The organism is Pseudomonas sp. KU43P, from assembly GCF_033095865.1.
Classification (GTDB): domain Bacteria; phylum Pseudomonadota; class Gammaproteobacteria; order Pseudomonadales; family Pseudomonadaceae; genus Aquipseudomonas.
This window is the reverse complement of record NZ_AP019365.1, coordinates 84,949-109,489: the sequence shown is the minus strand read 5'-3', so window position 1 is coordinate 109,489 and position 24,541 is coordinate 84,949. Positions and strand designations below refer to the sequence as shown.

The following is a 24,541-nucleotide window of genomic DNA, read 5'->3' as shown; positions in this document are numbered from 1 at the left end:
ATGCGTAAACCGCTGATCGCCGCTTCCCTCGGCATGCTGTTGCTGGCCGACCTGGCCCAGGCACAGACCTTGGTGGCCACCAGCAACATCATCGTGCGTGCCTTTGGTCGCTCGATCGATTTTACCTCTGACACCACCACCTCGATTCGCGATTCAAAAGTCGTGCGTGAAGCCCATGACGACGCTGCCAGCTTCGTCGCCAGCAACGGCGACATCCGCGGTGCGCAACTGGAGGCGGCCTTCGACACCCTGCGCGAGCGTGTACCTGAGGCACGTGGCGCCAGCGACCAAGTGCTGGCCGAAGCCATTCTTGCGCTGTGACGCGCGTGCGTGCCTGGCTGTTTGGCTGCGCCATAGCGTTGCTGGGCACGCCCGCCCTGGCCGACCTGCAGCTCGAACTGCAGGCGTCCGGCCTCGACCCGCAACAGGTTCAAGCCACTCAAGCCCTGCTTGATGAAGCGTCAAGCAAGTTGCCGCCACGCTTCAAGCAGCAACTGGACCGGCGCATCCAGGTCAGTTGGACCGACAAGATGCCGCCCGATGCCTATGGCCAGGCGTCCCTGGTTTCGACGCTGGAGCTCAACCGTCGGTTGCTACCGAGCCTGGTCGACGGCAGCGCCGCGCAGCAACGTACCAACCGCCCCCACGGCACTGTCCGCCAAGAGTTATTGGCCACAGTGCTGCACGAACTCACCCACATCTATGACCGCGCGCGGCTTTGGCCTAGCGCCGAACGCTCGATTATCACCCGCTGCATGCGCCAGCAAGGCACGCTGGGCAAGATCGGCCTCCCGGAAGCTTGCCGCGGCCAGGCCGAGCGCCGCTTCACCCTCAGCGACGACCCACGCTTGCTCGACCTGGCCGGTTGGCAGCAGTACGTCGGCCGGCGCGGCGAGCGCGAGCAGCACAACGGCCAGTTCGTTCGCAGCCCCGACAGCTATGAGCTGAGCAGCCCCAAGGAATTCATCGCGGTCAACATGGAGTATTTCCTCCTCGACCCGAGCTACGGCTGCCGGCGCCCCGCACTCAACCAATACCTGCGTGACCACTTCGGCTGGGCGCCGCAGCAGGATACTTGTGCCAAAGGCCTGCCGTTCCTCAATGCCGGCAGTGACTTCGCCCGCCAGCCGCTGGGCGAGATCGACCCCGAGCGGGTCTATGAAGTGGACTACCTGTTGGCCGAAGCCAACCAGAACTGGGTCAGCCGCTGGGGCCACAGCATGCTGCGCCTGGTCATCTGCAAACCCGGCCGGCCACGCGGGCCGGACTGTCGCTTGGACCTCGACCAGCACCTGGTGCTGTCATACCGCGCCTTCGTCAACGACGTGCAGCTCTCGAGCTGGGACGGCCTGGTCGGCGCCTATCCGTCGCGGCTGTTCGTGTTGCCCCTTAACCAGGTGATCGACGAGTACACCAAGACCGAACTGCGCAGCCTCGCGTCGATCCCCCTGAAGCTTGACCGCAAGGAGATCGAGAACCTGGTGCGCCAGGCCGCCGAGATGCACTGGAGCTACGACGGCAACTATTACTTCCTCTCCAACAACTGTGCGGTGGAGTCGTTGAAGCTGCTGCGCAGCGGTACCGGCAACCCGCGCCTGAACGACCTCGACAGCATCATGCCCAACGGCCTGCTGGAGGTGCTCAAGGGCAGGGGGCTGGCCGACACCAGCGTGCTCGACGACCCGCGTGAAGCCCTGCGCCTGGGCTACCGTTTCGACTCCTACCGTGACCGTTACCAGGCCATGTTCGAGGTGCTGAAGCAGCAGTTGCCGATCAAGCAGGACAAGGTCGAGGACTGGCTGGAGCTGGATGCCGAGCAACGCCGTGGGTGGTTCGCCCAGGCCAACCTGCGTACCAGCGCCGCGTTGCTGCTGCTGGAGCAGGCCAGCCTGCGCAGGCAGTTGCTGCTGGCCCAGGACGAAGTGAAGCAGCGTTATCTGAATGCCGCCGCGCTCAAGGACGGCAGCATCGACAAGGCCAACAGCACCCTGCAGCAGATGCTTGCCAACAGCGGCTTCCTCAGCCGCCCGGCGGAGTTGCTCGAGGCCAAAGGGTACGGGTTGCCTCAGCCGGACGAGCGCAAGCACCTGGAGAAGGTCAGCAGTGAGCGGCAGGCTCAGTTGCTGAGGTTGAGCACCGACCTGGACAAAGAGGTGAGGGCGCTTCTGGAACCTTCGCGGGCCAAGGAGATTGCTGCGGTCGAGGCCAATGTGAAGATGGTCGGTGAGCATCTGCGTGCGCTGCACAAGGCGGCGGGGGGCCTGGAGTTGCCTTAACGCCTGCCGGCGATGAGGCCCGAAAGCACAGCACCATGCCTACTGCTGCTCCTCGGCCTCTCCCGGCAATTCCTCATCCAGATGCAGCCACGGCAAGCGGCTGCTGGTCCAGATATGCCGCACCGCCCGCACCTGCTCGGGATGGTCCAGCGTCCCAACCGTCACATCGATACTGCCAGGGCTGTGGTCAGTCACCAACGCCACGTGCGCCCCGCATTCCCCACAGAAATAGCGCTTGCAGCTGGCCGGGGCCACATAGCACTGCGGCCGACCAGCCATCCAACGGAAGCCTGAGCGGGGTACGGTAAGCCAGGTCACCACCAACCCTCCGCTGACCCGTCTGCAGATCGAACAATGACAGTGGGCGACGTCCGTCAGTTCGCCCTGAAGCCGATAGCGCAAGGCGCCGCAGTGGCAGCCTCCCTCGGTTACATCCGGCATTACTACCTCCTGTCGCCCTTTTCGCGGCGAAAGCTGGCTGAAAGCTTGTCCCCCTAGGATAGCCCCCACTACCGGCAGCAGACCGGTCAGCCAGGGCACCCGGATTTATCCGCGCCCGGCCCAATCAACAACAACAATGGTGATTCCGATGTTTTCCTGTGCCCGCCTTTTTGCAGCCTCTCTCCGCTTGCTCCCTGCGCAGCGCCCCACGCGCTGATCCGCCCGAATAGTCATTCCTTTCGCCGCGCCACGCCTGGAGTACTGCCATGCTGACCTTCCTCGGCTTTGCCATGGTCATCACCTTCATGTACCTGATCATGACCAAGCGCCTGTCGGCCTTGATCGCGCTGATCCTGGTACCGATTCTGTTCGCCCTGTTCGGTGGTTTTTCCGCCAAGATCGGCCCCATGATGCTCGAAGGCATCAGCAAGCTTGCGCCCACCGGCGTGATGCTGATGTTCGCCATCCTGTATTTCGCCCTGATGATCGACTCTGGCCTGTTCGACCCGGCCGTGCGCAAGATCCTCAAGCTGGTCAAGGGCGACCCGCTGAAAGTCTCGGTCGGCACCGCCGTGCTGGCCCTGGTAGTGTCGCTCGACGGTGACGGCGCCACCACCTACATGATCTGCTGCGCTGCCATGCTGCCGCTGTACAGCCGCCTGGGCATGAGCCCGCGGATCATGGCCGGCCTGATCATCCTCGCCGGCGGGGTGATGAACATGACTCCCTGGGGTGGCCCGACTGCTCGCGCTGCCAGTGCTCTGCACGTGGACCCGTCGGACATCTTCGTACCGATGATTCCGGCCATGCTGTTCGGCGTCATCGCAATCCTGGCCATCGCCTACATGTACGGCAAGCGCGAACGTGCCCGCCTGGGTGAACTGCACCTGCCCACCGACGACATCGACCACAGCGAAATCAGCGTTTCGCAGTTCCCGGAAGCTCGTCGACCGAAGCTGCTGTGGTTCAACGGTGCGCTGACCGCCGTACTGATGGTCGCGCTGATTGCCGGCCTGCTGCCTCTGCCGGTGCTGTTCATGATCGCCTTCAGTATCGCCATGATCGTCAACTACCCCTGCCTGCAGCAGCAGAAGGACCGTATCGCCGCCCATGCCGGCAGCGTGCTGGCAGTAACCGGGCTGATCTTCGCTGCAGGCATCTTCACCGGCATCCTGTCGGGTACCGGCATGGTCGAGGCGATGTCCAAAAGCCTGCTTGCGGTCATCCCGGAAGCCCTGGGCCCTTACCTGGCAGTGATTACCGCGATCGTCAGCATGCCGTTCACCTTCTTCATGTCCAACGATGCGTTCTACTACGGCGTGCTGCCGGTGCTGTCGGAAGCCGCCAGCCACTATGGCATCAGCCCGGTGGAAATGGCCCGTGCGTCGATCGTCGGGCAACCGGTACACCTGCTGAGCCCGCTGGTACCCTCCACCTACCTGCTGGTAGCCCTGGCGGGTATCGAATTCGGCGACCATCAGCGCTTCACCCTCAAGTGGGCAGTGCTGGTCTGCCTGTGCATAATGGCCGCCGCGCTGCTGATGGGCATTTTCCCGCTGTTCAGTAGTCTTTAATCAAGTACGCATCACCGCAACGCGAAGCGCCCCTGTGCGGGCGTTTCGCCTTTACCGTTCGAAGGAATACACATGGAATGGCTGACCAGCCCGGAAATCTGGGTTGCCTTTTTTACCCTTACAGCGCTTGAGATCGTTCTCGGTATCGACAACATCATCATGATCTCGATCCTGGTCAGCCGCATGCCCAAGCACATGCAGCCGCGCACCCGGATCTTCGGCCTGGCACTGGCAATGGTCACCCGCATCATGCTGTTGCTGTCGATTACCTGGGTCATGCGCCTGACCGCCGACCTGTTCGTGGTCTTCGGGCAGGGTATCTCCGGGCGCGACCTGATTCTGTTCTTCGGTGGCCTGTTCCTGCTGTGGAAAAGCTCCCAGGAGATCTACCACGGCCTGGAAGGCGAAGACGAAAGCGCCGATGAGCCGAAGGGCGCAGGTGGCAAGTTCCTCTACACCATCATCCAGATTGCCATCATCGACATCGTGTTCTCGCTGGACTCGGTGATTACCGCAGTGGGCATGGTCTCGCACGTGCCGGTGATGATTGCTGCGATCGTCGTGGCGGTGCTGGTGATGATGCTGTGCGCCGGTGCCATCAGCAATTTCATCGACAAGCACCCTTCGCTGAAGATGCTTGCGCTGTCCTTCCTGATCGTCGTGGGTACCGTGCTGATCGCAGAATCCTTCGACGTGCACGTACCGAAGGGCTACGTCTACTTCGCCATGGCCTTCTCCCTGGCGGTGGAAGCGATCAACATCCGCATGCGTACCGCCCTGGCGCGCAAGGCGGGCAAGGAGCACGACCCGGTGAAACTGCGCAAGGACATTCCGGGTCAATAAGCCCGGCAAGCGCTGCAAGAAAGGGCCCTTCGGGGCCCTTTTTCGTGTCGAAGCTTTCATGACGGAAATATTTCAAATACTTGCGGAGCGTGCCAAGCTGGCGCGAGGTCCGCAAAACAACTAAAGCTTGAGTGAGCACTGGATAAAAACACCCACCCCCGGGCCAGGCTCACGGCTTCACCCATTGGCTCCGCTTCTGGAGCCCGGATAAAAGGGGGGCTAGACCATGCTGACCCTGCTCAACCTGCTCTCCGCCGTGGCGTTACTGGTGTGGGGCACGCATATCGTGCGTACCGGCATCCTGCGGGTGTTCGGTTCCAACTTGCGCCGAGTGCTCAGCCAGAACATGAACCGGCGGCCACTGGCCTTCATTGCCGGCATCGTGGTCACCGCAGTGGTGCAAAGTAGCAACGCCACCGCGATGCTGGTCACGTCCTTCGTTGGCCAGGGTTTGATGGCCATGACGCCGGCCTTGGCGATCATGCTGGGCGCCGACGTGGGTACGGCCCTGATGGCGCGGGTGCTCACCTTCGACCTGTCGTGGCTGTCGCCGCTGCTGGTGTTCCTGGGCGTGATCTTCTTTCTCTCGCGCAAACAGACACGCGCCGGCCAGCTAGGGCGCGTGGCCATCGGCTTGGGCCTGATCATTCTCGCCCTGGAGTTGATCGTGCAGGCCGCCGCGCCCATCACCCATGCCCAAGGCGTGAAGGTACTGTTCGCCTCGCTGACCGGCGATATCCTGCTGGATGCCCTGGTCGGCGCGCTGTTCGCCATGATCACGTATTCCAGCCTTGCCGCAGTACTGCTGACCGCGACCCTGGCCGGCGCCGAAGTGATCAGCTTGCCGGTGGCCATCGGCCTGGTGGTCGGCGCCAACATTGGCAGTGGCCTGCTGGCGTTCATCAGCACCAGCATGCAGAACGCCGCAGGCCGGCGCGTGGCGTTGGGCAGCCTGCTGTACAAGCTGATCGGCTTGCTTTTGATCATCCCGGTACTGCACCCACTGGTGGAGTGGATGGACACCCTGAGTTTCAGCCCGCAAGAGCTGGTCATCGGCTTCCACCTGCTCTACAACACGCTGCGCTGCCTGATCATGCTGCCCACGGTCAAACCCATGGGCCGCCTGTGCAACAGCCTGCTGCCCGAACGTGAAAACGGCAACGGCCAGGTTCGGCCACGCCACCTCGATGCCTCGGCGCTAACCACGCCCAGCCTGGCCCTGGCCAACGCCGCCCGTGAAACCCTGCGCCTGGGCGATATCGTCGATAGCCTTCTGGAAGCCATGCTCGGCGCCCTGCGCGGCACGCAGACCGCCCTGCCGCAACAGGTTCGCGCCCTGGCCGAAGACGGCGAAGCCTTGTACAGCGCGATCAAGCTGTACCTGGCGCAAATGCCCCGGGAAGACCTCAGTGACCAGGACAATCGGCGTTGGGCTGAAATCATCGAGCTGGCGATCAACCTGAAGCTTGCCTGCGACCTGATAGAACGTATGCTGCGCAAGGTGCAGCAGCAGAAGACCAGCCAGCGTCGGGAGTTTTCCCAGGTCGGCCTGGAGGAGTTGACCGGCCTTCAGGAGCAACTGCTGGCCAACCTGCGCCTGGGCCTGTCGGTGTTCCTCAGTGCCGACCCCGAGAGCGCCCAGTTGCTGCTGCGCGAAAAACGTCGCTTCCGCGCCCAGGAACGGCGCCTGGCCCACGCTCATGTCAGCCGTCTTCAACGCAAGGTGGTGCAAAGTATCGAGACGAGTTCGCTACACTTGGAGCTGATCGCCGACATGAAGCGGTTGAACTCTTTGTTCTGCAGCAGTGCCTATGTGGTACTGGGTGGCTCGGACACCGGCGGGCTGATGCTCGACACGGTGCCGGACGAAGCCCGCCTGTCCTGACCTCGCATTCCCGGAGACTTGAGCTCGCCCATGCGTTGCCTGATGTTCGTTTGCCTGCTGATCTGCAGCCTACCCACACTTGCCCTCGATCGTTCGCGGGTCGAGGGCTACCTGTTGCCCAACGGCCTGCAGGTGATCCTCAAATCCGGCTATGAACGGGACCATGTCGCGATTCGCCTGGTGGTGGGGGTTGGCCTGGACGACTTCGACTGCGAGCAGAAGGAGCTGCCACACCTGCTCGAGCACCTGTTGTTCGCCGGCATCGACGACACCGGCGAGGGCGGCCTGGAAGAGCGCCTGCAGTCGCTGGGCGGGGAGTGGAACGCCTACACCAGCAGCGCCGACACCACTTTCGTCATCGAAGCGCCAGCACGCAATCAGCGCAAGGTACTCGACCTGCTGCTGGCGGTGATCCGCGACACCCGCATCGACGCCAAAAGCCTGGCCACCGCCAAGCGCATCATCGAACGCGAGGATGGCGGCCACTATGGTCACCTGCAGCGCTGGCTCGACCGCCAGGACATCGGCCACCCCGCCAGCGACCAACTGGCCACCGAGCTGGGTCTGAAATGCCCCGAGCGCTCCAACCTCGACGACATGACGCTGGAGCAGGTGCAGGCCCTGCGTGACCGCTGGTATGCCGCCAACAACATGACCCTGATCATGGTCGGGGGCCTCGATCGCCTGCTGCCGGCCTATCTGGACCGCACCTTCGGCGAACTGCCCGCCACCGAACCGGAAGAACGTCGTACCCTCGAAAGCATCAGTCAGCAAGCCGAACGACGTCGTTACCTGACCCGGGGCGTGCTGGGTGACAGCGCCAAGTTGCACTGGCTGTTCATCGAGCCGGTACTGGACAACGACCATCAGCAGACCCTCGACTTGCTCTCGCGCTACCTGGACTGGGCCTTGTACGACCAGTTGCGCCTGCGCAACGGCCTGTCCTATGGGCCGTCGGTACAGCGCGAAAGCTTTGGTGACAGCGGCATCCTCAGCTTCAATGCCGACCTTGAACGCGACGATGTCGATGGCGCGATCAAGGTCATGCAGCAACTGTTCGACCATTTGCGCAAGGAAGGCCTCGATCCGGATACCTTCGCCCGCATCAAGGATGCCGCCGTTGCCAAGGAAAGCTGGAGCACCCAGGGCAACAGCGCGCTGGCCGACTATTACTGGGGCGCGCTCAACGACTATACCCACGGCCGTTTCACCGACCCGGCGCGCAAGCTGCGCCAGGTCACCCTGGCGCAGGCCAACGCTGCGCTGAAGGATCTGCTCAAGGATGAAGGTTACGTGCGGATCGAGCGGCCGTTTCTCGGGTATGACGAGCTGTATGGCTGGGTGGCACTGGTCTTGGGGCTGATCCTGGCTGCGGGGCTGCTGCGCTGGCGACGTCATGCGCCTGATCGACCCAGTGGCGCTACACGGGAGCGGTAGATCGGAGGTATCCTTTTGCCAGTACCGGCCCTATCGCCGGCAAGCCGGCTCCCACAGGGGCATCAACCTGCCTGAATGTAGGAGCTGGCTTGCCAGCGATAGGGCCGGCACAGCCCCCTCATAATCCTGTTGCAGCCCCATGCCCCCTATACCCCCGATCGTCCAGCGCATCATCGAACTGCTCAAACGCTATCCCGGCATCATCGCGCTCGGTGGTTTCCTCTCCGGTATCGGCAGCTTCATCCTGGTCGATCGCCAGGCCGGCCTGGCCAGTTGGGTCGCCGTCCTCATGCTGGTCAGCTGGGTTTGGCTGATGCTGGAGAACACCCTCACCGGCCTGTTCGCCCGCACGTTCAAGCGCGAGATCCCGCAGCCGCTGCTGCGCTACGCGACGCAGATGATCCACCAGGAAAGCCTGTTCTTCGTCTTGCCGTTCTTCTTCATCACCACGACCTGGAACAGCAGCCAGCTGGTGTTCACCGGCCTGCTCGGTGCCGCCGGCCTGATCTCGATCATCGACCCGCTGTACTACAAGTGGCTGGCCCCACGGCGCTGGCTGTTCCTGGCGTTTCATACCCTGACGCTGTTCGCGGCGCTGCTCACCGCGCTGCCGATCATCCTTCACCTGACCACCGCACAAAGCTTCAAGCTGGCGTTGATCGCGGCAATGGCGCTGTCGTTCCCCAGCCTGGTCAGCAGCTTCCCGGTCAGCACCTGGCGTCGCGCAGTGGCACTGGTGCTGGTGACCCTGGCCGTCGGTGGCGGCGGCTGGCTGCTGCGTTCCTGGGTGCCGCCCGCCACCTTGTGGATGACCGAGGTGGCCGTCAGTACCGAGGTGCTCAATCGCCAGCCCGGCAAGTCACTGGACGAAATCGCCGCCAGCCGCATCCGCAGCAGCGGCTTGTACGCCTATACCGCCATCAACGCACCGCGGGGGCTCAACGAACGCATCTACCATGTGTGGCAGAAGGACGGCCAGGAGGTAGACCGCATCGCCCTGGATATCCATGGCGGGCGCAAGGAAGGGTATCGGGCCTGGACCCACAAGCAGAACTTCCCGCCCAATCCGGTGGGCAAGTGGCAGGTCAGGGTGCTGACCGAAGATGGGCAGGTGATCGGGGTGCTGCGCTTCGCGGTGGTCGACGACGCTGCGGCGGGGTGATTGCGAAGGGCTGCTTTGCAGCCCATCGCTGTCTCTGTGGGAGCCGGCTTGCCGGCGATAGGGCCAAGACGAACTCGCTGCGCTATGATCAGCCTCTACGCCCCCGCGCGCAGTCAGATGCATGGAGCCTATGACCACTCCCAGCGCCACCCTGGACACCAGTTGCCAGCCGGCCTGCCTGCGTATCGCCGGTGACTGGACCCTGGCCCACTACGCCAGCCTCAGGCGCGACAGCGAGCAGCTACGCGCGCAATCCACCAGCGACGCAATCGCCGACCTCAGCCAACTGGGCCGCCTGGATACGGCGGGTGCCGCTCTGCTGGCCGAGCTGCTCGGTACCGAGCGCCTGTCGCACTGTACCAACGACCTGCCCGAAGCCAGCCGCGCCTTGCTGAAAACCGTCTACAGCTCGGTGCAGGACTATTGCATCCCGGTCAAGGCTCCCGAGCGCAACGTGCTGCTGCAACTGCTGGAACGCATCGGTTGCGCGGTCGGCACGCTGTGGCAAGACAGCATGCAGCTGCTCGGTTTCGTTGGCCTGATCCTGGAAACTCTGGTGCGTCGCCTGTTCCAGCCCCACCGCTGGCGCGTCACACCGGTGGTCGCACACATCGAGCAGACGGGGCTCGACGCCGCCCCCATCGTCGCTTTGCTGACCTTTCTGGTGGGCGCGGTAGTGGCCTTTCTCGGCGCCACGGTGCTGGCCGCGTTCGGTGCGACGGTATTCACCGTCGACCTGGTGGCGTTCTCGTTCCTGCGCGAATTCGCCGTGTTGCTGACCGCCATCCTCATGGCCGGCCGTACCGCCAGTGCCTTCACCGCGCAGATCGGTTCGATGAAGGCCAACGAAGAAATCGACGCCATCCGCACCCTGGGCCTGAACCCCATCGAGTTGCTTGTGGTGCCGCGCGTATTGGCGCTGTTGATATCCCTGCCCCTGCTGACCTTCGTGGCAATGATCTGCGGCATCGTCGGCGGCGCGGTGGTGTGCGCCCTGACCCTGGATATTTCACCGGCCATGTTCCTCTCGCTTTTGCAGAGCGACATCGGCGTGCAGCACTTCCTGGTCGGCCTGGCCAAGGCACCGTTCTTCGCCTTCCTGATCGGCGCCATCGGTTGCCTGGAAGGCTTCAAGGTCAGCGGCAGCGCCGAGTCGGTAGGCGCTCACACCACCTCCAGCGTGGTGCAGTCGATTTTCGTGGTCATCGTGCTGGATGCTGTGGCGGCCATGTTCTGCATGGAGATGGGCTGGTGACGGGCCGGGAAGCGGTGATCGAGGCGCGCGGCATCTGCAACCGCTTCGGCAGCCAGAGCGTGCACGAACAACTTGATCTGGACCTGTACCGAGGCGAGATCCTCGCCGTGGTGGGTGGCTCGGGCAGCGGCAAGTCGGTGCTGCTGCGCAGCATAATCGGCTTGCGGCGGCCTAACGAAGGATTGATCAAGGTCTTCGGTGAAGACCTCGCCAGCCTGGGTGAAGAGCAACGCTCGCTGGTCGAACGGCGCTTCGGCGTGCTGTTCCAGAAGGGGGCGCTGTTTTCGTCGCTGACCGTCACCGAGAACGTGGCGCTGCCCTTGATCGAACATGCCGGCCTGTCGCGCGACGATGCCGAGCACCTGGCCGGGGTCAAACTAGCCTTGGCGGGCCTGCCGCTGTCGGCTGCCGACAAATATCCGTCCTCGTTGTCGGGCGGCATGATCAAGCGTGCGGCATTGGCCCGAGCGCTGGCCCTGGACCCCGATATCCTGTTCCTCGACGAACCCACTGCCGGCCTCGACCCGATCGGCGCCGCCGCCTTCGACCAACTGATCCTGACCTTGCGCGATGCTCTGGGCCTGAGCGTATTCCTCATCACCCACGATCTGGACACCCTCTACACCATCACCGACCGTGTCGCCGTGCTGTCACAGAAAAAAGTACTGGTCGCCGGCCCCTTGACCGAAGTCGAGCAAACCGACGACCCGTGGATTCACGAATACTTTCACGGCCCACGCGGGCGAGCGGCCGAGCAGGCTGCCGCCAGTGCCGGGCAGGAGCGCTGAACGATGGAAACCCGAGCTCATCACGTTCTCATCGGCCTGGTCACCGTGGTGGTGGTGGTCGGTGCCATGCTATTCGGCCTGTGGCTGACCAAGTCCAGCGTCGATGACGCCTTCAAGGACTACGAAGTGATCTTCAACGAGGCCGTCTCGGGCCTGTCCCGTGGCAGCCCGGTGCAATACAACGGTATCAAGGTGGGCGATGTGACCAGCCTGCGCCTGGACCCCAAAGATCCGCGCCGGGTGCTGGCCAGGGTACGCCTGAGCGGCGACACACCGGTCAAGGAAGACACTCAGGCCAAGCTGACGCTAGCGGGTGTGACGGGCAACTCGTTCATCCAGCTCAGCGGCGGCACCCCGCAAAGCCCCGAGCTCAAGAGCAAGGATGGGCATCTGCCGGTGATCGTCGCCTCACCCTCGCCGATCTCGCGCCTGCTCAATGACAGCAGCGACCTGGTGACCAACATCAACCTGTTGCTGCACAACGCCAACCAGATGTTCTCCGACAGCAACATCGAGCGCCTGAGCAACACCCTGGCCAACCTCGAGCAGACCACCGATGCCTTCGCCAACCAGAAGGGCGGCATCGGCGCGGCCATCGAGCAACTGGCGCAGGTCGGCAAGCAGGCCAATGCCACCCTGGCCGAAACCCAGTCGTTGATGCGCAACGCCAACGGCCTGCTCGGCACCCAGGGCAGGCAAGCCATCGACAGCGCCGAGCAGGCCATGCAATCGCTGGCGCAAAGCACCGCGACCATCAACAGCCTGCTGCAGGACAACCGTCAATCGATCGACGATGGCGCCCAGGGGCTCAACCAGCTGACTCCGGCCATCCGCGAACTGCGCGAAACCCTCAATTCGCTCAAGGGCATTTCCCGGCGCCTGGAGGCCGACCCGAGCGGTTATCTGCTTGGCCGCGACAACACCAAGGAGTTCCAGCCATGAATCCGTCGCTGCGCCTGCTGGCCCTGGCAGCCAGCCTGAGCCTGGCCACCGCCTGCTCGATCCTGCCCCAGGCCGAACCTGTGGATATTTACCGCCTGCCGGTCAACCAGGCCAGCCGAAACGCAACACCCGTGGACTGGTCACTGCGTCTGAACAAGCCGCTGGCCAGCGAAGTGCTGGCCGGCCCGCGCATCGCCGTGATTCCCCAGGGCGACGTGGTCAGCAGCTACAAGGGCACGCGCTGGAGCGACCCGACGCCATTGCTGGTGCGCAACCGCCTGCTCGATGGGTTCCAGCGTGACGGCCGTGTACAGCGCCTGAGCGCCGACGACAGCAACCTGCAGGCCGACTACGAGCTGGTGGGCGAACTGCAGGCGTTCCAGAGCGAGTACCGCTCAGGGGGCGCAGTGGAGGTAGTGGTCCGTTACGACGCGCGCCTGGTGCAGGGGCGCAGTCAGCGCATTCTCGCCAGCAAGCGCTTCGAAGTGCACCAGCCTCTGGCCGGCCCGCAGGTGGCTGCAGTGGTCGCAGGCTTTGGCGCGGCCAGCGACCAACTGGCCGCGCAGGTTATCGACTGGACCATCGCCCAGGGCGCGCAGGCTCAGGCGAAGAACCAGTAACAGATGCAGATGGCTGCAATCACCCCGCACAGCTCGGCCAACAAGGCACAGCCCACGGCGTGGCGCACACGCTGGATACCCACCGCGCCGAAGTAGACGGCCAACACGTAGAAGGTGGTCTCGGTGCTGCCTTGGATGGTCGCCGCCACCAAGGCCGGGAAACTGTCCACACCGTGGGTCTGCATGGTCTCGATCAGCATCGCGCGTGCGGCGCTACCGGAGAACGGCTTGACCAGCGCGGTCGGCAGGCCTTCAACGAAACGGGTGTCCATGCCCAGCCAGTTCACCGCGTGGCGAATACCGTCCAGCAGCAGCTCCAGGGCCCCGGAGGCGCGCAGCACGCCCACCGCCACCAGCATTGCCACTAGGTAGGGCAGCAGGCTCTTGGCCACGTCGAACCCTTCCTTGGCGCCCTCCACGAACGCTTCGTACACCTTCACCCGTTTCAGCGCACCGATCACCAGGAACAGGGTAATCACCCCGAACAGGGTGAGGTTACCGAGGATCGACGACAGGCTGGCCAGCGCCGCAGCCGACAGGGTACCGAGAAACGCCATGAAGCCGCCCAGCAGCAGCGCACCGGGGATCATGTAGGCGAGCACCACCGGATCCCACAGGCGCAGGCGCTGCATCACCGCCACCGAGAGCAGGCCGACCAGGGTCGACACGCTGGTGGCCAGCAGGATGGGCAGGAACACCAGGGTAGGGTCGGTGGCGCCTTGCTGAGCCCGGTACATGAAGATGGTCACCGGCAGCAGGGTCAGAGAAGAGGCGTTGAGCACCAGGAACAGGATCTGCGCATTGCTCGCCGTGGTGCTGCTGGGGTTGAGTTCCTGCAGGGCGCGCATGGCCTTCAGGCCGATCGGCGTGGCGGCGTTGTCCAGGCCCAGCCCGTTGGCCGCGAAGTTCATGGTGATCAAGCCCAGGGCAGGGTGGCCGGGCGGTACCTCGGGCATCAGCCGGGCGAAAAGCGGGCCCAGCACCTTGGCCAGCCATTCGACGATGCCGGCCTGCTCCGCGATCTTGAGAAAACCCAGCCACAGGGTCAGGGTGCCGAACAGCAGGACCATGACCTCCACCGACAGCTTGGCCATGGCGAAGATGCTCTCGACCATCGCGGCGAAGATACCGGCGTTACCGCCGACCAGCCATTGGGCCAGGGCGGAGACGGCCGCCACCAGGAAAAAGCCGAGCCAAAGGCCGTTGAGCATCCGTGTGTTCCCCCCTGAAAAATGCCTGAATGATAACTGGTTTAGCCTGTACCGGCCTCATCGCCGGCAAGCCGGCTCCCACAAGGTATGGCACCGGTCTCAGGTTCAGTGCAGTACCTGTGGGAGCCGGCTTGCCGGCGATGAGGCCCCTGCAGACAACAAAAAACCCCGACAAGTCGGGGTCTTCTGTTCAACGCATCAGGCTCAGCGCTTGGCTACTTCGCCAACCACTGCAGCTTCCTTCTTGTCCGCCATCAGCGAGGCATAGTACTGCTCGCCCTTGGCAGCGTCGTACATGCCTTCCCAACGGGCGATCACCAGGGCCGCCAGGGCATTGCCGATCACGTTCAGGGCGGTACGCGCCATGTCCATGATGCGGTCGACACCGGCGATGAAGGCCAGGCCTTCCAGCGGGATACCGACGCTGCCCAGGGTGGCCAGCAGGACCACGAAGGACACGCCAGGCACGCCAGCGATACCTTTGGAAGTGACCATCAGGGTCAGCACCAGCAGCAGCTGCTGGCTCCAGGACAGGTCGATGCCGTACAGCTGAGCGATGAAGATGGCCGCGATGCTCTGGTACAGGGTCGAACCGTCGAGGTTGAACGAGTAGCCGGTCGGTACCACGAACGAACAGATCGACTTCGGCGCACCGTACTTCTCCATCTTCTCGATCACGCGAGGCAGCACGGTCTCGGAGCTGGAGGTGGAGTAGGCGAGGATCAGCTCATCTTTCATGATGCGCATGATCTTGATTACCGAGAAGCCGAACAGGCGCGCCACCAGGCCCAGCACCATGAAGGCGAAGAAGGCGATGGCGAAGTACACCAGCAGTACCAGCTTGGCCAACGGCAGCAGCGAACTGAAGCCGAAGTTGGCCACGGTCACGGCAATCAGGGCGAAGACGCCGATCGGGGCGTAGTTCATGATCATGTGGGTGACCTTGAACATGGTCTCCGACACGCCCTGGAAGGTACGCACCAGCGGCTCGCGCAAGTCTGCCTGCAGGCTGGAAAGGCCCAGGCCGAACAACACCGAGAAGAAGATGATCGGCAGCATTTCGCCACGCATCAGCGCCGCGAAGATGTTCGACGGGATCAGGTTGAGCAGGGTCTCGATGAAGGCATGCTCATGCTGCACCTCGGCCGCAGTGGCCTGATACTTGGAGATGTCGACCGTACCCAGGGTGCTCATGTCGATGCCGGCGCCCGGGTGGAACAGGTTGGCCAACACCAGGCCGACGACGATGGCGATGGTGGTCACCACCTCGAAGTAGATGATGGTCTTCAGGCCGATGCTGCCCAGTTTCTTCGCGTCGCCAACCCCGGCGATGCCCACGATCAGCGACGAAATCACGATCGGGACGACGATCATCTTGATCAGGCGAATGAAGATGTCACCGGCAGGCTGGAGGACGTTACTGATCCACCATGCCTTTTCCGCACTGAAGTGGTTCAGCAGCGCGCCGATTGCAACGCCCAGGACCAGACCAATGACGATCTGCCAGGCGAGGCTCAGTTTTGCCTTCTTCATGTCTTTACCCTTTGTTCTAGTGGTCACGGGCACCGACCGGAAAAGCGCGTAACAGAGCCGTTGGCAACGTCACGGGCAGCTTGCAGCTTCCGTCCGGAGACCCCATGTAGGGATACCGCGAGCGAGCGACTGAGCGCTCGGGCCAGCGAAAAGGCGGCAACTATTGCGATGGGAAAGGATGAAATCTAATGCCGGAAGCGTATACCCCATACCGATTGCGCATACTGATCTGCGTCAAAATGAGGCACTCGCAAGTTATTGATTTATAACGTTCGGAATCCCGAACAAGGCCAAACCGCCATTTTTCGGCATATATGGCAGGGCGTAATGGCTGGCAGAGATGGCTTGTTCGACAATCCGAATGGCGGAAATGCCGCTTGCGCGACCGCTCGATTGAACGAAAAAAAATGGATGTACGGTCAAGACAAAATGTGTCCTGACAGAGAATTCCTGAAAGGAAGACATAAAAGAGAGGATGGCGCCTCGGAAGCCAGGCCTGAATAGTGTGGGATAAATCACACCCTGACCTGAAGCTTCCGATTCTGCCTTTTCCTGACCCGGCCCAATGCTGGAGGCACTCCCTGTACCCCTAGGCCACTCCGATCCTGCAACAATCAGAACAGCCCGACCCCTTGGTCATGTGTCGCCCCTCCTCGGGGCGGCGCATCATAGAAGCAAGAAAGATAGAAAGGTTCCGCTTCTATTAAATGACAGCGCGCGACCGCTGGTCCGTTATGCTCAATACCACTTCGGATCGCGCTTGAGTTGCTCCTGCAACATAGCCTTCATGCCGTCGTCCGGCTTGCCCAGCCACCGGTACTGAGCGTGACGGGTCGGCGACTTGTCACTGGGCAGGCCTTCGGGCACCTCTACGAGCATGCCGTAGGCATCATCCTTGTCCCAACTGAACGCCACGATCAGGCGCTTGTAGGTGCAGTTGTCCTGGGACTCGCATAACGGGCCCACGAGGTACTTGTCGCCGTCTTCCGTCACCGCCGACATCTGCTCCTGGGCACTGCCCGTGAGATTGATCACCCAGTCGGGCAGGCGTTCCTCGCCTTTGATCGCGTCCTGCCAGGTTTCCCGGTATTCGGGGTCCGAACCGAGCAACTGGTCGACTCGGACCTGGCCGTCATTGGCCGCCATGGCCCCCACGCTACCCCCCAACAGCAGGGCGGTAGCCAGGGCCGTGCAAAGCTTCCTGCTCATCTTCAACCTCGATTGCGTCCAAAGAAGAAGGAGGCTACGAACAGGACCAGGAAGACAATGAAGAGAATCTTCGCGATACCCGTGGCGGCGCCAGCGATACCACCGAAGCCAAGTACGGCAGCGACAATGGCGATGATGAGGAAAGTGATAGCCCAGCTAAGCATGATGCGTCTCCTTTCTTTTTTGAAAACGTTCCGGCCTGCCTGTCAGAACACCCAGCGTTCTTGAGGCACGACATTTTCCACAGTGGCCGGCGAGGTATTGGCAGTCGGCAGCGGTTGGGCTGCCTTAACCAAGGTATTGGCACGCGTTGACTGAATGTGCGTCAGCAACGCAGTTTGCGCGGCGACCTGGTCAGCCAGTCGGGCGGTCTGCACGCTGTAGTAAAAGAGGCCGGCAGCCAACGTCAGCAGCATCGCCATCCCCAGCAACAGGATCTGGCGCAGGGGGAGTGCGACATTTTGCGAGCGGTTGACGATTTGGCGGTTCATGCCGGTTCTCCTGCTGTAATTTTTCTATTCAAACCTGAACAGGTAATTGCAGCCTGCGTGCCAGCCGTTTCTTCAAAATAAAATCCTTATAAATCAATAGCTTATATAAATATCACGTAGCATCTAAGGACGTATCCTGCACGATGGCCCACTTGAGGTCGTGCGAATTGCACGATTCAACCCTCGACCTTTGTAGCCACTTTCAGCAGGTCGGCATCAACGCCCCTCACGCCGATGATCTGCCGGGCAATTTCCACAGCAATGGTTTTCTGCTCGCTGCTGACCACCTCGCCGGAAAGCCTGACCATGCCTTCATCACTGGCCACTTTTATGTTCAACCCATCCAGATTGCGGCTGAAGCGGAAGCTGTTCTGAATCTTGTCGACTACCCAACCATCACTGGGCTGCGGCCCCGTGGGTGCATCGACTGGGGTTTCCCGGGCCTTGGCCATGGCCACTGTGTCCAGGCTGACCAGGTTGTTGACCAGGTGCACGCCGTCGGTGGTACGCGCTATAACCCCTGCAAGCTCCTTGGCTTCGGCGTTGTCGACCTTGCCACGCAGGGTTACCACGCCATCGCTGCTTTGCACCTCGATAGCGGCCTTTTCGGTGATCCGGCTCCACAGTAGCCGCGCGCGGATCACGGCCGCCAGGGTGGCATCGCTCAAGCGCTGGGCATAAGCACGCAACTCCAGAGGGCGCTCGACCAGCTGGGCATTGACCCGTAGCTGGTTGTCGACCTGCTCGATGCCACGGGTGGCGAGTGCTACCTGCTCTGCCAACTGGCGCTCGACCTCATTCTCCACTTCGCCGGACAGGCGCACATTCGGCCCTTCGACTTCGACATCGATTCGAAACGGGTTGAGCATCTGATTCAGCGAAAGCGCCGTTTGCAAAGCGCCTTCAAGGCGGGCGTCCTTGATCGGGTCGGCCATGGCCGAGGTGCAAATGGACAGGAGGCTGACCGTCAACGCGGTCATTCGAATGGAAAAAGGCATGGCTGCACTCCTTTTTGTGGGCAAAATCCATAAATCGTCGCAACCAATGTGCCATCGCCAAGCTCTAAGAAAATCATCGAGATATCGTGGCTTACAGCGGTGTTTGGCCATTGGCTAGCATGCAAAGGACAGAATCCTTCAGAATTGACCATGCAACTTGCCCGATTTTCCCCACACTAATTGAAGACCGACCCTAAGGAGCTCAGGAAAATGGAATCCGCCCAGGACAACCAAGGCCGCATTCTGCTGGTGGACGATGAGTCCGCGATCCTGCGCACCTTCCGCTACTGCCTTGAAGACGAAGGCTACAGCGTGGCCACCGCCAACAGTGCCGCGCAGGCCGAAGCCCTGTTGCAGCGCCAAGTCTTCGACCTGTGCTTCCTCGACCTTCGCCTGGGCGAAGACAACGGCTTGGATGTACTGGCGCAGATGCGTATCCAGGCGCCCTGGATGCGCGTGGTGATCGTCACCGCGCATTCGGCGATCGACACCGCAGTCGATGCCATACAGGCGGGCGCCGCCGATTACCTGGTCAAGCCTTGCAGCCCTGACCAACTGCGGCTGGCGACGTCCAAGCAGTTGGAGGTCCGGCAGCTGTCTGCACGCCTGGAAGCCCTTGAGGGTGAAGTGCGCAAACCCAAGGATGGCCTCGATTCGCACAGCCCCGCGATGATGGCGGTGCTGGAAACCGCACGCCAAGTGGCGACCACCGACGCCAACATTCTTATCCTCGGCGAGTCGGGCACGGGCAAGGGCGAACTGGCCCGGGCCATCCACGGCTGGAGCAAACGGGCGCGCAAGGCCTGTGTGACCATCAACTGTCCGTCGCTCAATGCCGAGCTGATGGAAAGCGAATTGTTCGGCCATACTCGCGGCGCCTTTACCGGTGCCAGCGAGAGCACGCTCGGGCGGGTCAGCCAGGCCGACGGTGGCACACTGTTTCTGGACGAAATCGGCGATTTTCCCCTCGCGTTGCAGCCGAAGCTGCTGCGCTTCATTCAAGACAAGGAGTACGAGCGGGTAGGTGACCCGGTGACCCGCCGCGCCGATGTGCGCATTCTCGCGGCAACCAACCTCAACCTTGAGGAAATGGTGCGCGAAAGTCGCTTCCGTGAAGACTTGCTGTATCGCCTCAATGTCATCACCCTGCACCTGCCGCCACTGCGCGAACGCAGCGATGACATCCTTACCCTGGCCGACCGCTTCCTGGCCCGCTTCGTCAAAGAATATTCCCGACCGGCCCGAGGCTTCAGCGACGAGGCTCGCGCCGCGCTGCTCAACTACCGCTGGCCGGGCAACATCCGCGAACTGCGCAACGTGATCGAACGGGCCAGCATCATCTGCCCGCAGGAACGGGTGGAGATCAGCCACCTTGGCATGGGCGAGCAGCCCGCCAGCAATGCGCCTCGGGTTGGCGCAGCATTGAGCCTGGATGAGCTCGAACGCGCCCACATCGGCGCAGTGCTCGCGGCCAGCGACACCCTCGACCAGGCGGCCAAGACCTTGGGCATCGATGCCTCGACGCTCTACCGCAAACGCAAGCAGTACAACTTATGAGATGGCAGATGAAGCTGCGTACGCGGCTTTTCCTTAGTATTTCGGCGCTGGTCACGGTGGCCTTGCTAGGATTGATGCTGGGCCTGGTGAGTGTGCTGCAGATGGCCACCGTGCAGCAGCAATCGGTGCACGAAACCACCCAAGCCCTCGAGACGGGTCTGAAGTTGCGGCAGAATCTGGGAGAGCAGCTGACACTGATCCTCGACCAGGATACCGCCCCGGAAAGCCTCCAGGCGTTGCAACAGAGCTTCCAGAGCCTGCTTCACCATGGGCTGGAGCAGGGTGGCGAGCGCACGGGCTTCAGCAAGGCCAGCAGCAACTACCAAGCCTTCCTCCAGGCCTATCACGACAGCCCGGCACCGGCACGCAGCATGGGCGTCGACCAACCACTGGGCGCCGCCTTCAACCAGGTCCGCATCGACCTGATCGACTCGCACAAGCAAGCCCTGGACCAGATCACCCGCAGCGAGGAAGTCACACGTGACCGAGCGATGCTGGTCAGTGGCGTGCTCGCCCTGATGGGCCTGGTCGTCCTGGTGCTTGGTTTCATTACTGCGCACAACATCGCCCGTCGCTTCGGCCAACCGATCGAGGCCTTGGCCAAAGCGGCCGACCAGCTTGGCCAAGGCAACTTCGACGTCACCTTGCCCGTGACCCAGGCCATCGAGCTCAACCAGCTGACCCGCCGCTTCGGCTTGATGGCCGACGCCTTGCGCAAGCACCAGGCAACCAATGTCGATGAGCTATTGGCCGGCCAGCAGCGCCTGCAAGCGGTGCTCGACAGCATCGACGACGGTTTGCTCATCATCGATCGCCAAGGGTGCCTCGAGCACCTCAACCCGGTTGCCCAGCGCCAGCTGGGCTGGAGCGACAGCCGTGTCGGCACCGGCCTGGCCGAAGCCCTGCAGCGCCCGGAGCTGGAGCAGCAACTGCGCCAGGTGCTGCGCGGCGGCAGCCTGGATCGCCCGCCAGACGACTTAAGCATCGACGTCGATGAAGAATCGCGCCTGCTGACCTACAGCCTGACCCCGGTCAGCCACCCGCAAGGGCCGATCCTGGGCGCAGTGATGGTGTTGCACGATGTCACGGAACAACGCGCCTTCGAACGCGTGCGCAGCGAGTTCGTGCTGCGCGCCTCCCACGAGCTGCGCACACCGGTCACCGGCATGCACATGGCCTTCGGCCTGCTGCGCGAGCGCATCAAATTCCCTCCGGAGGCACGCGAGAGCGATCTGCTGGACACCATCGGCGAGGAAATGCAGCGTCTGACACAATTGATCAACGACCTGCTCAACTTCTCGCGCTACCAAAGTGGGCTGCAGAAACTCGACCTCGCGCCCTGCGCCATCGACGAGTTGCTGGAGCGTGCCCAGTCGCGCTTCAGCGAGCCGGCCGCAGCCAAGCAGATCGAACTGTTCAAGGAGCTGGACCTGCCGTTGCCGCGGATTCAGGCTGATATCGCCCAGCTCGACCGGGTACTCGACAACTTGCTGCATAACGCCATTCGCCATACCGCCAGCGGCGGGTGCATACGCCTGCATGCACGGCGACATGCAGAGCGGGTGATCATCAGCGTCGAGGACAACGGCGAAGGCATTGCCTATGGGCAACAGGGGCGGATCTTCGAACCATTCGTACAGGTTGGGCGCAAGAAGGGCGGTGCAGGGCTGGGGTTGGCGCTGTGCAAGGAAATCGTGCAGCTGCACGGTGGGCGCATGGGCGTATTCTCGCGGCCGGGGCAGGGAACACAGTTCTACATGGCATTGCCGGTCTGAGCCGCCTGCTCAAGGCTCGTCATCGATGCGCTGGCGCCTGACCTGCCGCCCGCGCGTCACCAGCTCGGCGAATTGTCGGGCATTGAGCGGGTGAGCGAACAACCATCCCTGCCCGTAATTGACCCCCTCGCTATTGAGCAGCACCGCCTGGGCCTCGCACTCGATACCTTCGGCAATCACCCGCAGGTGCAGGTCATGAGCCATGCGAATGATGTGCGGTGCGACCCCGCTGCTGGCAGCATCATGCCCCAGGGCATCGATGAAGGCCTTGTCGATCTTCAGGCAATCCACCGGCAAGGTCTGCAGGTAGGCCAAGCTGCAATAGCCGGTACCGAAGTCATCGATCAAGACTTGGTGCCCCACGGCGCGCAGCGCTTGCAGATTGTCACGGGCCACCACCACATCGATCAGCCCGCGCTCGGTCACCTCGAAGGCAATCTGGCTAGCTGCGACCCGGTGCAGCGCCAGCAAACGTGCGGCTACCCGGCCGATGCGCGGCGCCATCACATCGCAGGCGGCCAGGTTCACCGAGATGTACAGGTTGCGGTGCGAGCGCAATAACTGGCCTAGCTGCTCCAGAACGCGTTGCAGGACAAAGTCGGTGATCTGCCTTATCTGGCCAGTATTCTCGGCCAGCGGAATGAACAGGTCGGGGCTGGTCAGCGTGCCATCGGGGCGTCGCCAGCGCACCAGCGCCTCGGCGCCCACGCAACGCCGGCTGTCGAGTTCGATGATCGGCTGATAAAGCACCTGCAACTCGCCACGGCGCAACGCATTCTGCAGCTCCGAACTCATCGAGCGGCGCTGCAGGATCAGTTGCAGCACCAGCCAGCCAATGCAGCACGCCGCCAGCACGCTGCCGGGGAACAGCAGCCAGAGCATGCCGTTCATCTTCAGCGGAAGGCTTGCCCGCGGTGCGATCAGCACGAGCTGGTAGTCCGGTGACTTAGTCTGCATGCGATAGACAAGCCGATCGTGCAGTTCAAACAGCGAATTGTTGCTTGCAGGTGGCCAACTATTGGCCGGTGGCCAGACTTGGGGCGGGCCCAGCACAGGAATCGCCCGCGTGCCATTGTCGAGCACGACCAGCAGGCTGCCACCCGGGGGCAAGTCGACCACATCGGTAAGGTGCCCGCGCGAGGTGGAAACCAGGAAATTGCCGCGTGCGAGCATCAGCGCGGCGAGGTTTTCATTGGGTTCGGTGGTGGTGTTGAGCCAGTAGCTGTAGGTCGGGCCCTGAATATCGGGTGCACGGGTGGGGACAAAGGCCCTGGCGCCGCCGCGATTGGAACAGGCGACATTGGTGTCGACGTAGGCCGCCTCGTAGATGAACCGAGAGCCCAGCCCCACCTGTTGCAACAATGCCAGCATCGCCGGGCTGCAACCTCGCAGCGGCTGAGCCTGCAGATCATCGACGCCCTCCCGCAGCTGGCCGAACACTTGCTCCAGACGGTCGAGAAAGCGCTCGCCCTGGGCGTTCATCTGCGCGCTCTCACTTTCCTTCATTTGTTGCAGGGCAATGCCAATGCTGGCGGTGAGCAAGACTGCGGCGCTGGCCACGGCTGCCAAGGTGGCCAGCATCCAGGGTCGGTAAAAAAATTGGCGCAGTGCAGTTATTAGGGCCGACATGGGCAGCATCCAGTTGATATACAAGGTATAGCAACTGGATTGAGGATTGGCCTGGCCGTTGGGCGGAGGACTTAGCGCGTGCGGTTGAGCACGTGCAAGATCGCCGCGGTCTGGGCATCAGGCGTGCCATCGAAGCGCTGTGGGCGGAACCGCATCTGGAAGGCCGCGATGACATGGCGCGTGGCAACATCGAGCTGCCCCGTCTGTTCTATAGCGTAGCCAAAGCGTGCCAGCTCCTGCTGATACCAGCCGATGCTCGGCGGGTTGGCGCTGAAATAGGCCTGCTGCCGGGCAACGGCGTTGGCTTCAGGCCACACACCAAGCCCGGCTTCGGCCAGGCGCTTCCACGGGAACAATGGCCCTGGATCGAGCTTGCGCAACGGTGCGATGTCACTGTGGCCGATAATATGCCGGGGCTCGATGTGGTTGCGCTTGACGATGTCCTTGAGCAAGGCGATCAGCGACTGGATCTGCGCCTCGGTGTAGGGGTACCACACACGGCCATTGGGGGTATCGTCGAACCCAGGGTTGACGATCTCGATGCCGATGGAGCTAGAGTTCAGCCACGTGCGGCCCTGCCACTGGCTGTCACCGGCATGCCAGGCACGGCGGTTTTCGTCGACCAGTTGATAGACCGTGGCAGGGCCGTCGCCAATCAGGTAATGGGCGCTGACTTCACCGTGGGTAAGCAGCGCCAGCGATCGCTCAAGCGAAGCGTTGGTGTAATGCAGGACAACGAACTGGATACGTTCATCCTGGTTGGCCGAGGGATGGCTGCGATCGATCCGCAGGCCTGTTGAACAGCCGGCTAGAACGATCAGCAACAATGCGGAAAACAGCGCTTTCATTGGGGGGAAGCCAAGGTGATGAGCCAGTAACGCAATAGCATAACTTATGCGCAGCCGGCCCACCCGA

The 24,541-nt window shown here is 62.6% G+C and carries 22 protein-coding genes; 13 read left to right on the top strand and 9 right to left on the bottom strand.

Annotation, left to right across the window (positions count from 1 at the left end):
• Together KU43P_RS00540 and KU43P_RS00535 are read left to right on the top strand one after the other, a co-directional pair.
• Positions 1 to 321 (top strand): DUF2388 domain-containing protein, encoded by a 321-nt coding sequence (locus KU43P_RS00540; RefSeq protein WP_317660581.1) that lies wholly within the window; start codon positions 1 to 3, stop codon positions 319 to 321.
• Entirely contained in the window at positions 318 to 2,276 is a 1,959-nt protein-coding gene (locus KU43P_RS00535) for a DUF4105 domain-containing protein (protein ID WP_317660580.1), read from the top strand. Before KU43P_RS00540 ends, KU43P_RS00535 begins: the two co-directional genes overlap by 4 nt.
• 39 nt (positions 2,277 to 2,315) lie before the next feature.
• Here KU43P_RS00535 and KU43P_RS00530 read toward each other — a convergent pair whose 3' ends face one another.
• Positions 2,316 to 2,717: a GFA family protein gene (locus KU43P_RS00530; protein ID WP_317660579.1), complete on the bottom strand. Its 402-nt coding sequence runs from the start codon at positions 2,715 to 2,717 to the stop codon at positions 2,316 to 2,318.
• Positions 2,718 to 2,983: 266 nt separating this feature from the next.
• Here KU43P_RS00530 and KU43P_RS00525 point away from each other — a divergent pair, with 266 nt between their 5' ends.
• The 9 genes from KU43P_RS00525 to KU43P_RS00485 all read left to right on the top strand — a co-directional run bounded on the left by KU43P_RS00525 (position 2,984) and on the right by KU43P_RS00485 (position 13,223).
• Positions 2,984 to 4,291, top strand: coding sequence for a CitMHS family transporter (locus KU43P_RS00525; RefSeq protein WP_317660578.1), 1,308 nt, complete (start codon positions 2,984 to 2,986; stop codon positions 4,289 to 4,291).
• Between the two features lie 72 nt (positions 4,292 to 4,363).
• The gene (locus KU43P_RS00520) at positions 4,364 to 5,134 is read left to right on the top strand and encodes a TerC family protein (protein ID WP_317660577.1); all 771 of its coding nucleotides are present in this window, start codon (positions 4,364 to 4,366) and stop codon (positions 5,132 to 5,134) included.
• Positions 5,135 to 5,360: 226 nt separating this feature from the next.
• Positions 5,361 to 7,019, top strand: a complete 1,659-nt coding sequence (locus KU43P_RS00515; protein WP_317660576.1) for a Na/Pi cotransporter family protein — start codon at positions 5,361 to 5,363, stop codon at positions 7,017 to 7,019.
• Between the two features lie 30 nt (positions 7,020 to 7,049).
• The gene (locus KU43P_RS00510; protein WP_317660575.1) at positions 7,050 to 8,456 is read left to right on the top strand and encodes a M16 family metallopeptidase; all 1,407 of its coding nucleotides are present in this window, start codon (positions 7,050 to 7,052) and stop codon (positions 8,454 to 8,456) included.
• 139 nt (positions 8,457 to 8,595) lie between these two features.
• Positions 8,596 to 9,618: a DUF5924 family protein gene (locus KU43P_RS00505; protein ID WP_317660574.1), complete on the top strand. Its 1,023-nt coding sequence runs from the start codon at positions 8,596 to 8,598 to the stop codon at positions 9,616 to 9,618.
• 121 nt (positions 9,619 to 9,739) lie between these two features.
• Positions 9,740 to 10,873 carry an ABC transporter permease gene (locus KU43P_RS00500; protein WP_317660573.1) on the top strand — a complete coding sequence of 378 codons (1,134 nt, stop codon included), beginning with the start codon at positions 9,740 to 9,742 and terminating at the stop codon, positions 10,871 to 10,873.
• Positions 10,870 to 11,661 carry an ABC transporter ATP-binding protein gene (locus KU43P_RS00495; protein WP_317660572.1) on the top strand — a complete coding sequence of 264 codons (792 nt, stop codon included), beginning with the start codon at positions 10,870 to 10,872 and terminating at the stop codon, positions 11,659 to 11,661. The genes KU43P_RS00500 and KU43P_RS00495 overlap by 4 nt, the downstream gene beginning before the upstream one ends.
• Before the next feature lie 3 nt (positions 11,662 to 11,664).
• On the top strand, positions 11,665 to 12,603 hold the full coding sequence (locus tag KU43P_RS00490) for an MlaD family protein (protein ID WP_317660571.1): 939 nt from the start codon (positions 11,665 to 11,667) through the stop codon (positions 12,601 to 12,603).
• Positions 12,600 to 13,223, top strand: coding sequence for an ABC-type transport auxiliary lipoprotein family protein (locus tag KU43P_RS00485; RefSeq protein WP_317660570.1), 624 nt, complete (start codon positions 12,600 to 12,602; stop codon positions 13,221 to 13,223). Before KU43P_RS00490 ends, KU43P_RS00485 begins: the two co-directional genes overlap by 4 nt.
• Here KU43P_RS00485 and KU43P_RS00480 read toward each other — a convergent pair.
• The 6 genes from KU43P_RS00480 to KU43P_RS00455 all read right to left on the bottom strand — a co-directional run bounded on the left by KU43P_RS00480 (position 13,205) and on the right by KU43P_RS00455 (position 18,665).
• Complete coding sequence (locus tag KU43P_RS00480; protein WP_317660569.1) at positions 13,205 to 14,434, bottom strand: nucleoside recognition domain-containing protein; 1,230 nt, start codon at positions 14,432 to 14,434, stop codon at positions 13,205 to 13,207. The genes KU43P_RS00485 and KU43P_RS00480 overlap by 19 nt on opposite strands.
• A gap of 204 nt (positions 14,435 to 14,638) precedes the next feature.
• Positions 14,639 to 15,967: a glutamate/aspartate:proton symporter GltP gene (gltP, locus tag KU43P_RS00475; protein WP_317660568.1), complete on the bottom strand. Its 1,329-nt coding sequence runs from the start codon at positions 15,965 to 15,967 to the stop codon at positions 14,639 to 14,641.
• Between the two features lie 738 nt (positions 15,968 to 16,705).
• Positions 16,706 to 17,176 (bottom strand): inhibitor of vertebrate lysozyme family protein, encoded by a 471-nt coding sequence (locus KU43P_RS00470; RefSeq protein ID WP_317660567.1) that lies wholly within the window; start codon positions 17,174 to 17,176, stop codon positions 16,706 to 16,708.
• A gap of 2 nt (positions 17,177 to 17,178) precedes the next feature.
• A complete protein-coding gene (locus tag KU43P_RS00465; RefSeq protein ID WP_176515913.1) occupies positions 17,179 to 17,340 on the bottom strand; it encodes a DUF1328 domain-containing protein in 162 nt (53 codons plus the stop codon).
• A gap of 42 nt (positions 17,341 to 17,382) precedes the next feature.
• Positions 17,383 to 17,667 carry a hypothetical protein gene (locus KU43P_RS00460; RefSeq protein ID WP_317660566.1) on the bottom strand — a complete coding sequence of 95 codons (285 nt, stop codon included), beginning with the start codon at positions 17,665 to 17,667 and terminating at the stop codon, positions 17,383 to 17,385.
• Positions 17,668 to 17,843: 176 nt separating this feature from the next.
• Complete coding sequence (locus KU43P_RS00455; RefSeq protein WP_317660565.1) at positions 17,844 to 18,665, bottom strand: BON domain-containing protein; 822 nt, start codon at positions 18,663 to 18,665, stop codon at positions 17,844 to 17,846.
• A gap of 210 nt (positions 18,666 to 18,875) precedes the next feature.
• Between KU43P_RS00455 and algB the strand changes: the two genes are divergently transcribed.
• Positions 18,876 to 20,222 carry a sigma-54-dependent response regulator transcription factor AlgB gene (gene algB, locus KU43P_RS00450; protein WP_317660564.1) on the top strand — a complete coding sequence of 449 codons (1,347 nt, stop codon included), beginning with the start codon at positions 18,876 to 18,878 and terminating at the stop codon, positions 20,220 to 20,222.
• A complete protein-coding gene (locus KU43P_RS00445; RefSeq protein WP_317660563.1) occupies positions 20,219 to 21,997 on the top strand; it encodes a KinB sensor domain-containing domain in 1,779 nt (592 codons plus the stop codon). The genes algB and KU43P_RS00445 overlap by 4 nt, the downstream gene beginning before the upstream one ends.
• A 9-nt stretch (positions 21,998 to 22,006) precedes the next feature.
• Here the strand turns inward: KU43P_RS00445 and KU43P_RS00440 are convergent, their stop codons facing one another.
• Together KU43P_RS00440 and KU43P_RS00435 are read right to left on the bottom strand one after the other, a co-directional pair.
• A complete protein-coding gene (locus KU43P_RS00440; RefSeq protein WP_317660562.1) occupies positions 22,007 to 23,626 on the bottom strand; it encodes an EAL domain-containing protein in 1,620 nt (539 codons plus the stop codon).
• A 71-nt stretch (positions 23,627 to 23,697) separates the two neighbouring features.
• Positions 23,698 to 24,474: an N-acetylmuramoyl-L-alanine amidase gene (locus KU43P_RS00435; RefSeq protein WP_317660561.1), complete on the bottom strand. Its 777-nt coding sequence runs from the start codon at positions 24,472 to 24,474 to the stop codon at positions 23,698 to 23,700.
• Positions 24,475 to 24,541 lie beyond the last annotated feature (67 nt).

Excerpts from the sequence above, each read along its gene's own strand:
- KU43P_RS00540 (WP_317660581.1), top strand. The coding sequence starts at position 1 with ATGCGTAAACCGCTGATCGCCGCTTCCCTCGGCATGCTGTTGCTGGCC.
- KU43P_RS00530 (WP_317660579.1), bottom strand. The coding sequence starts at position 2,717 with ATGCCGGATGTAACCGAGGGAGGCTGCCACTGCGGCGCCTTGCGCTAT.
- KU43P_RS00525 (WP_317660578.1), top strand. The coding sequence starts at position 2,984 with ATGCTGACCTTCCTCGGCTTTGCCATGGTCATCACCTTCATGTACCTG.
- KU43P_RS00520 (WP_317660577.1), top strand. The coding sequence starts at position 4,364 with ATGGAATGGCTGACCAGCCCGGAAATCTGGGTTGCCTTTTTTACCCTT.
- KU43P_RS00515 (WP_317660576.1), top strand. The coding sequence starts at position 5,361 with ATGCTGACCCTGCTCAACCTGCTCTCCGCCGTGGCGTTACTGGTGTGG.
- KU43P_RS00510 (WP_317660575.1), top strand. The coding sequence starts at position 7,050 with ATGCGTTGCCTGATGTTCGTTTGCCTGCTGATCTGCAGCCTACCCACA.
- KU43P_RS00505 (WP_317660574.1), top strand. The coding sequence starts at position 8,596 with ATGCCCCCTATACCCCCGATCGTCCAGCGCATCATCGAACTGCTCAAA.
- KU43P_RS00500 (WP_317660573.1), top strand. The coding sequence starts at position 9,740 with ATGGAGCCTATGACCACTCCCAGCGCCACCCTGGACACCAGTTGCCAG.
- KU43P_RS00490 (WP_317660571.1), top strand. The coding sequence starts at position 11,665 with ATGGAAACCCGAGCTCATCACGTTCTCATCGGCCTGGTCACCGTGGTG.
- KU43P_RS00485 (WP_317660570.1), top strand. The coding sequence starts at position 12,600 with ATGAATCCGTCGCTGCGCCTGCTGGCCCTGGCAGCCAGCCTGAGCCTG.
- KU43P_RS00480 (WP_317660569.1), bottom strand. The coding sequence starts at position 14,434 with ATGCTCAACGGCCTTTGGCTCGGCTTTTTCCTGGTGGCGGCCGTCTCC.
- gltP (WP_317660568.1), bottom strand. The coding sequence starts at position 15,967 with ATGAAGAAGGCAAAACTGAGCCTCGCCTGGCAGATCGTCATTGGTCTG.
- KU43P_RS00470 (WP_317660567.1), bottom strand. The coding sequence starts at position 17,176 with ATGAGCAGGAAGCTTTGCACGGCCCTGGCTACCGCCCTGCTGTTGGGG.
- KU43P_RS00465 (WP_176515913.1), bottom strand. The coding sequence starts at position 17,340 with ATGCTTAGCTGGGCTATCACTTTCCTCATCATCGCCATTGTCGCTGCC.
- KU43P_RS00460 (WP_317660566.1), bottom strand. The coding sequence starts at position 17,667 with ATGAACCGCCAAATCGTCAACCGCTCGCAAAATGTCGCACTCCCCCTG.
- KU43P_RS00455 (WP_317660565.1), bottom strand. The coding sequence starts at position 18,665 with ATGCCTTTTTCCATTCGAATGACCGCGTTGACGGTCAGCCTCCTGTCC.
- algB (WP_317660564.1), top strand. The coding sequence starts at position 18,876 with ATGGAATCCGCCCAGGACAACCAAGGCCGCATTCTGCTGGTGGACGAT.
- KU43P_RS00445 (WP_317660563.1), top strand. The coding sequence starts at position 20,219 with ATGAGATGGCAGATGAAGCTGCGTACGCGGCTTTTCCTTAGTATTTCG.
- KU43P_RS00440 (WP_317660562.1), bottom strand. The coding sequence starts at position 23,626 with ATGTCGGCCCTAATAACTGCACTGCGCCAATTTTTTTACCGACCCTGG.
- KU43P_RS00435 (WP_317660561.1), bottom strand. The coding sequence starts at position 24,474 with ATGAAAGCGCTGTTTTCCGCATTGTTGCTGATCGTTCTAGCCGGCTGT.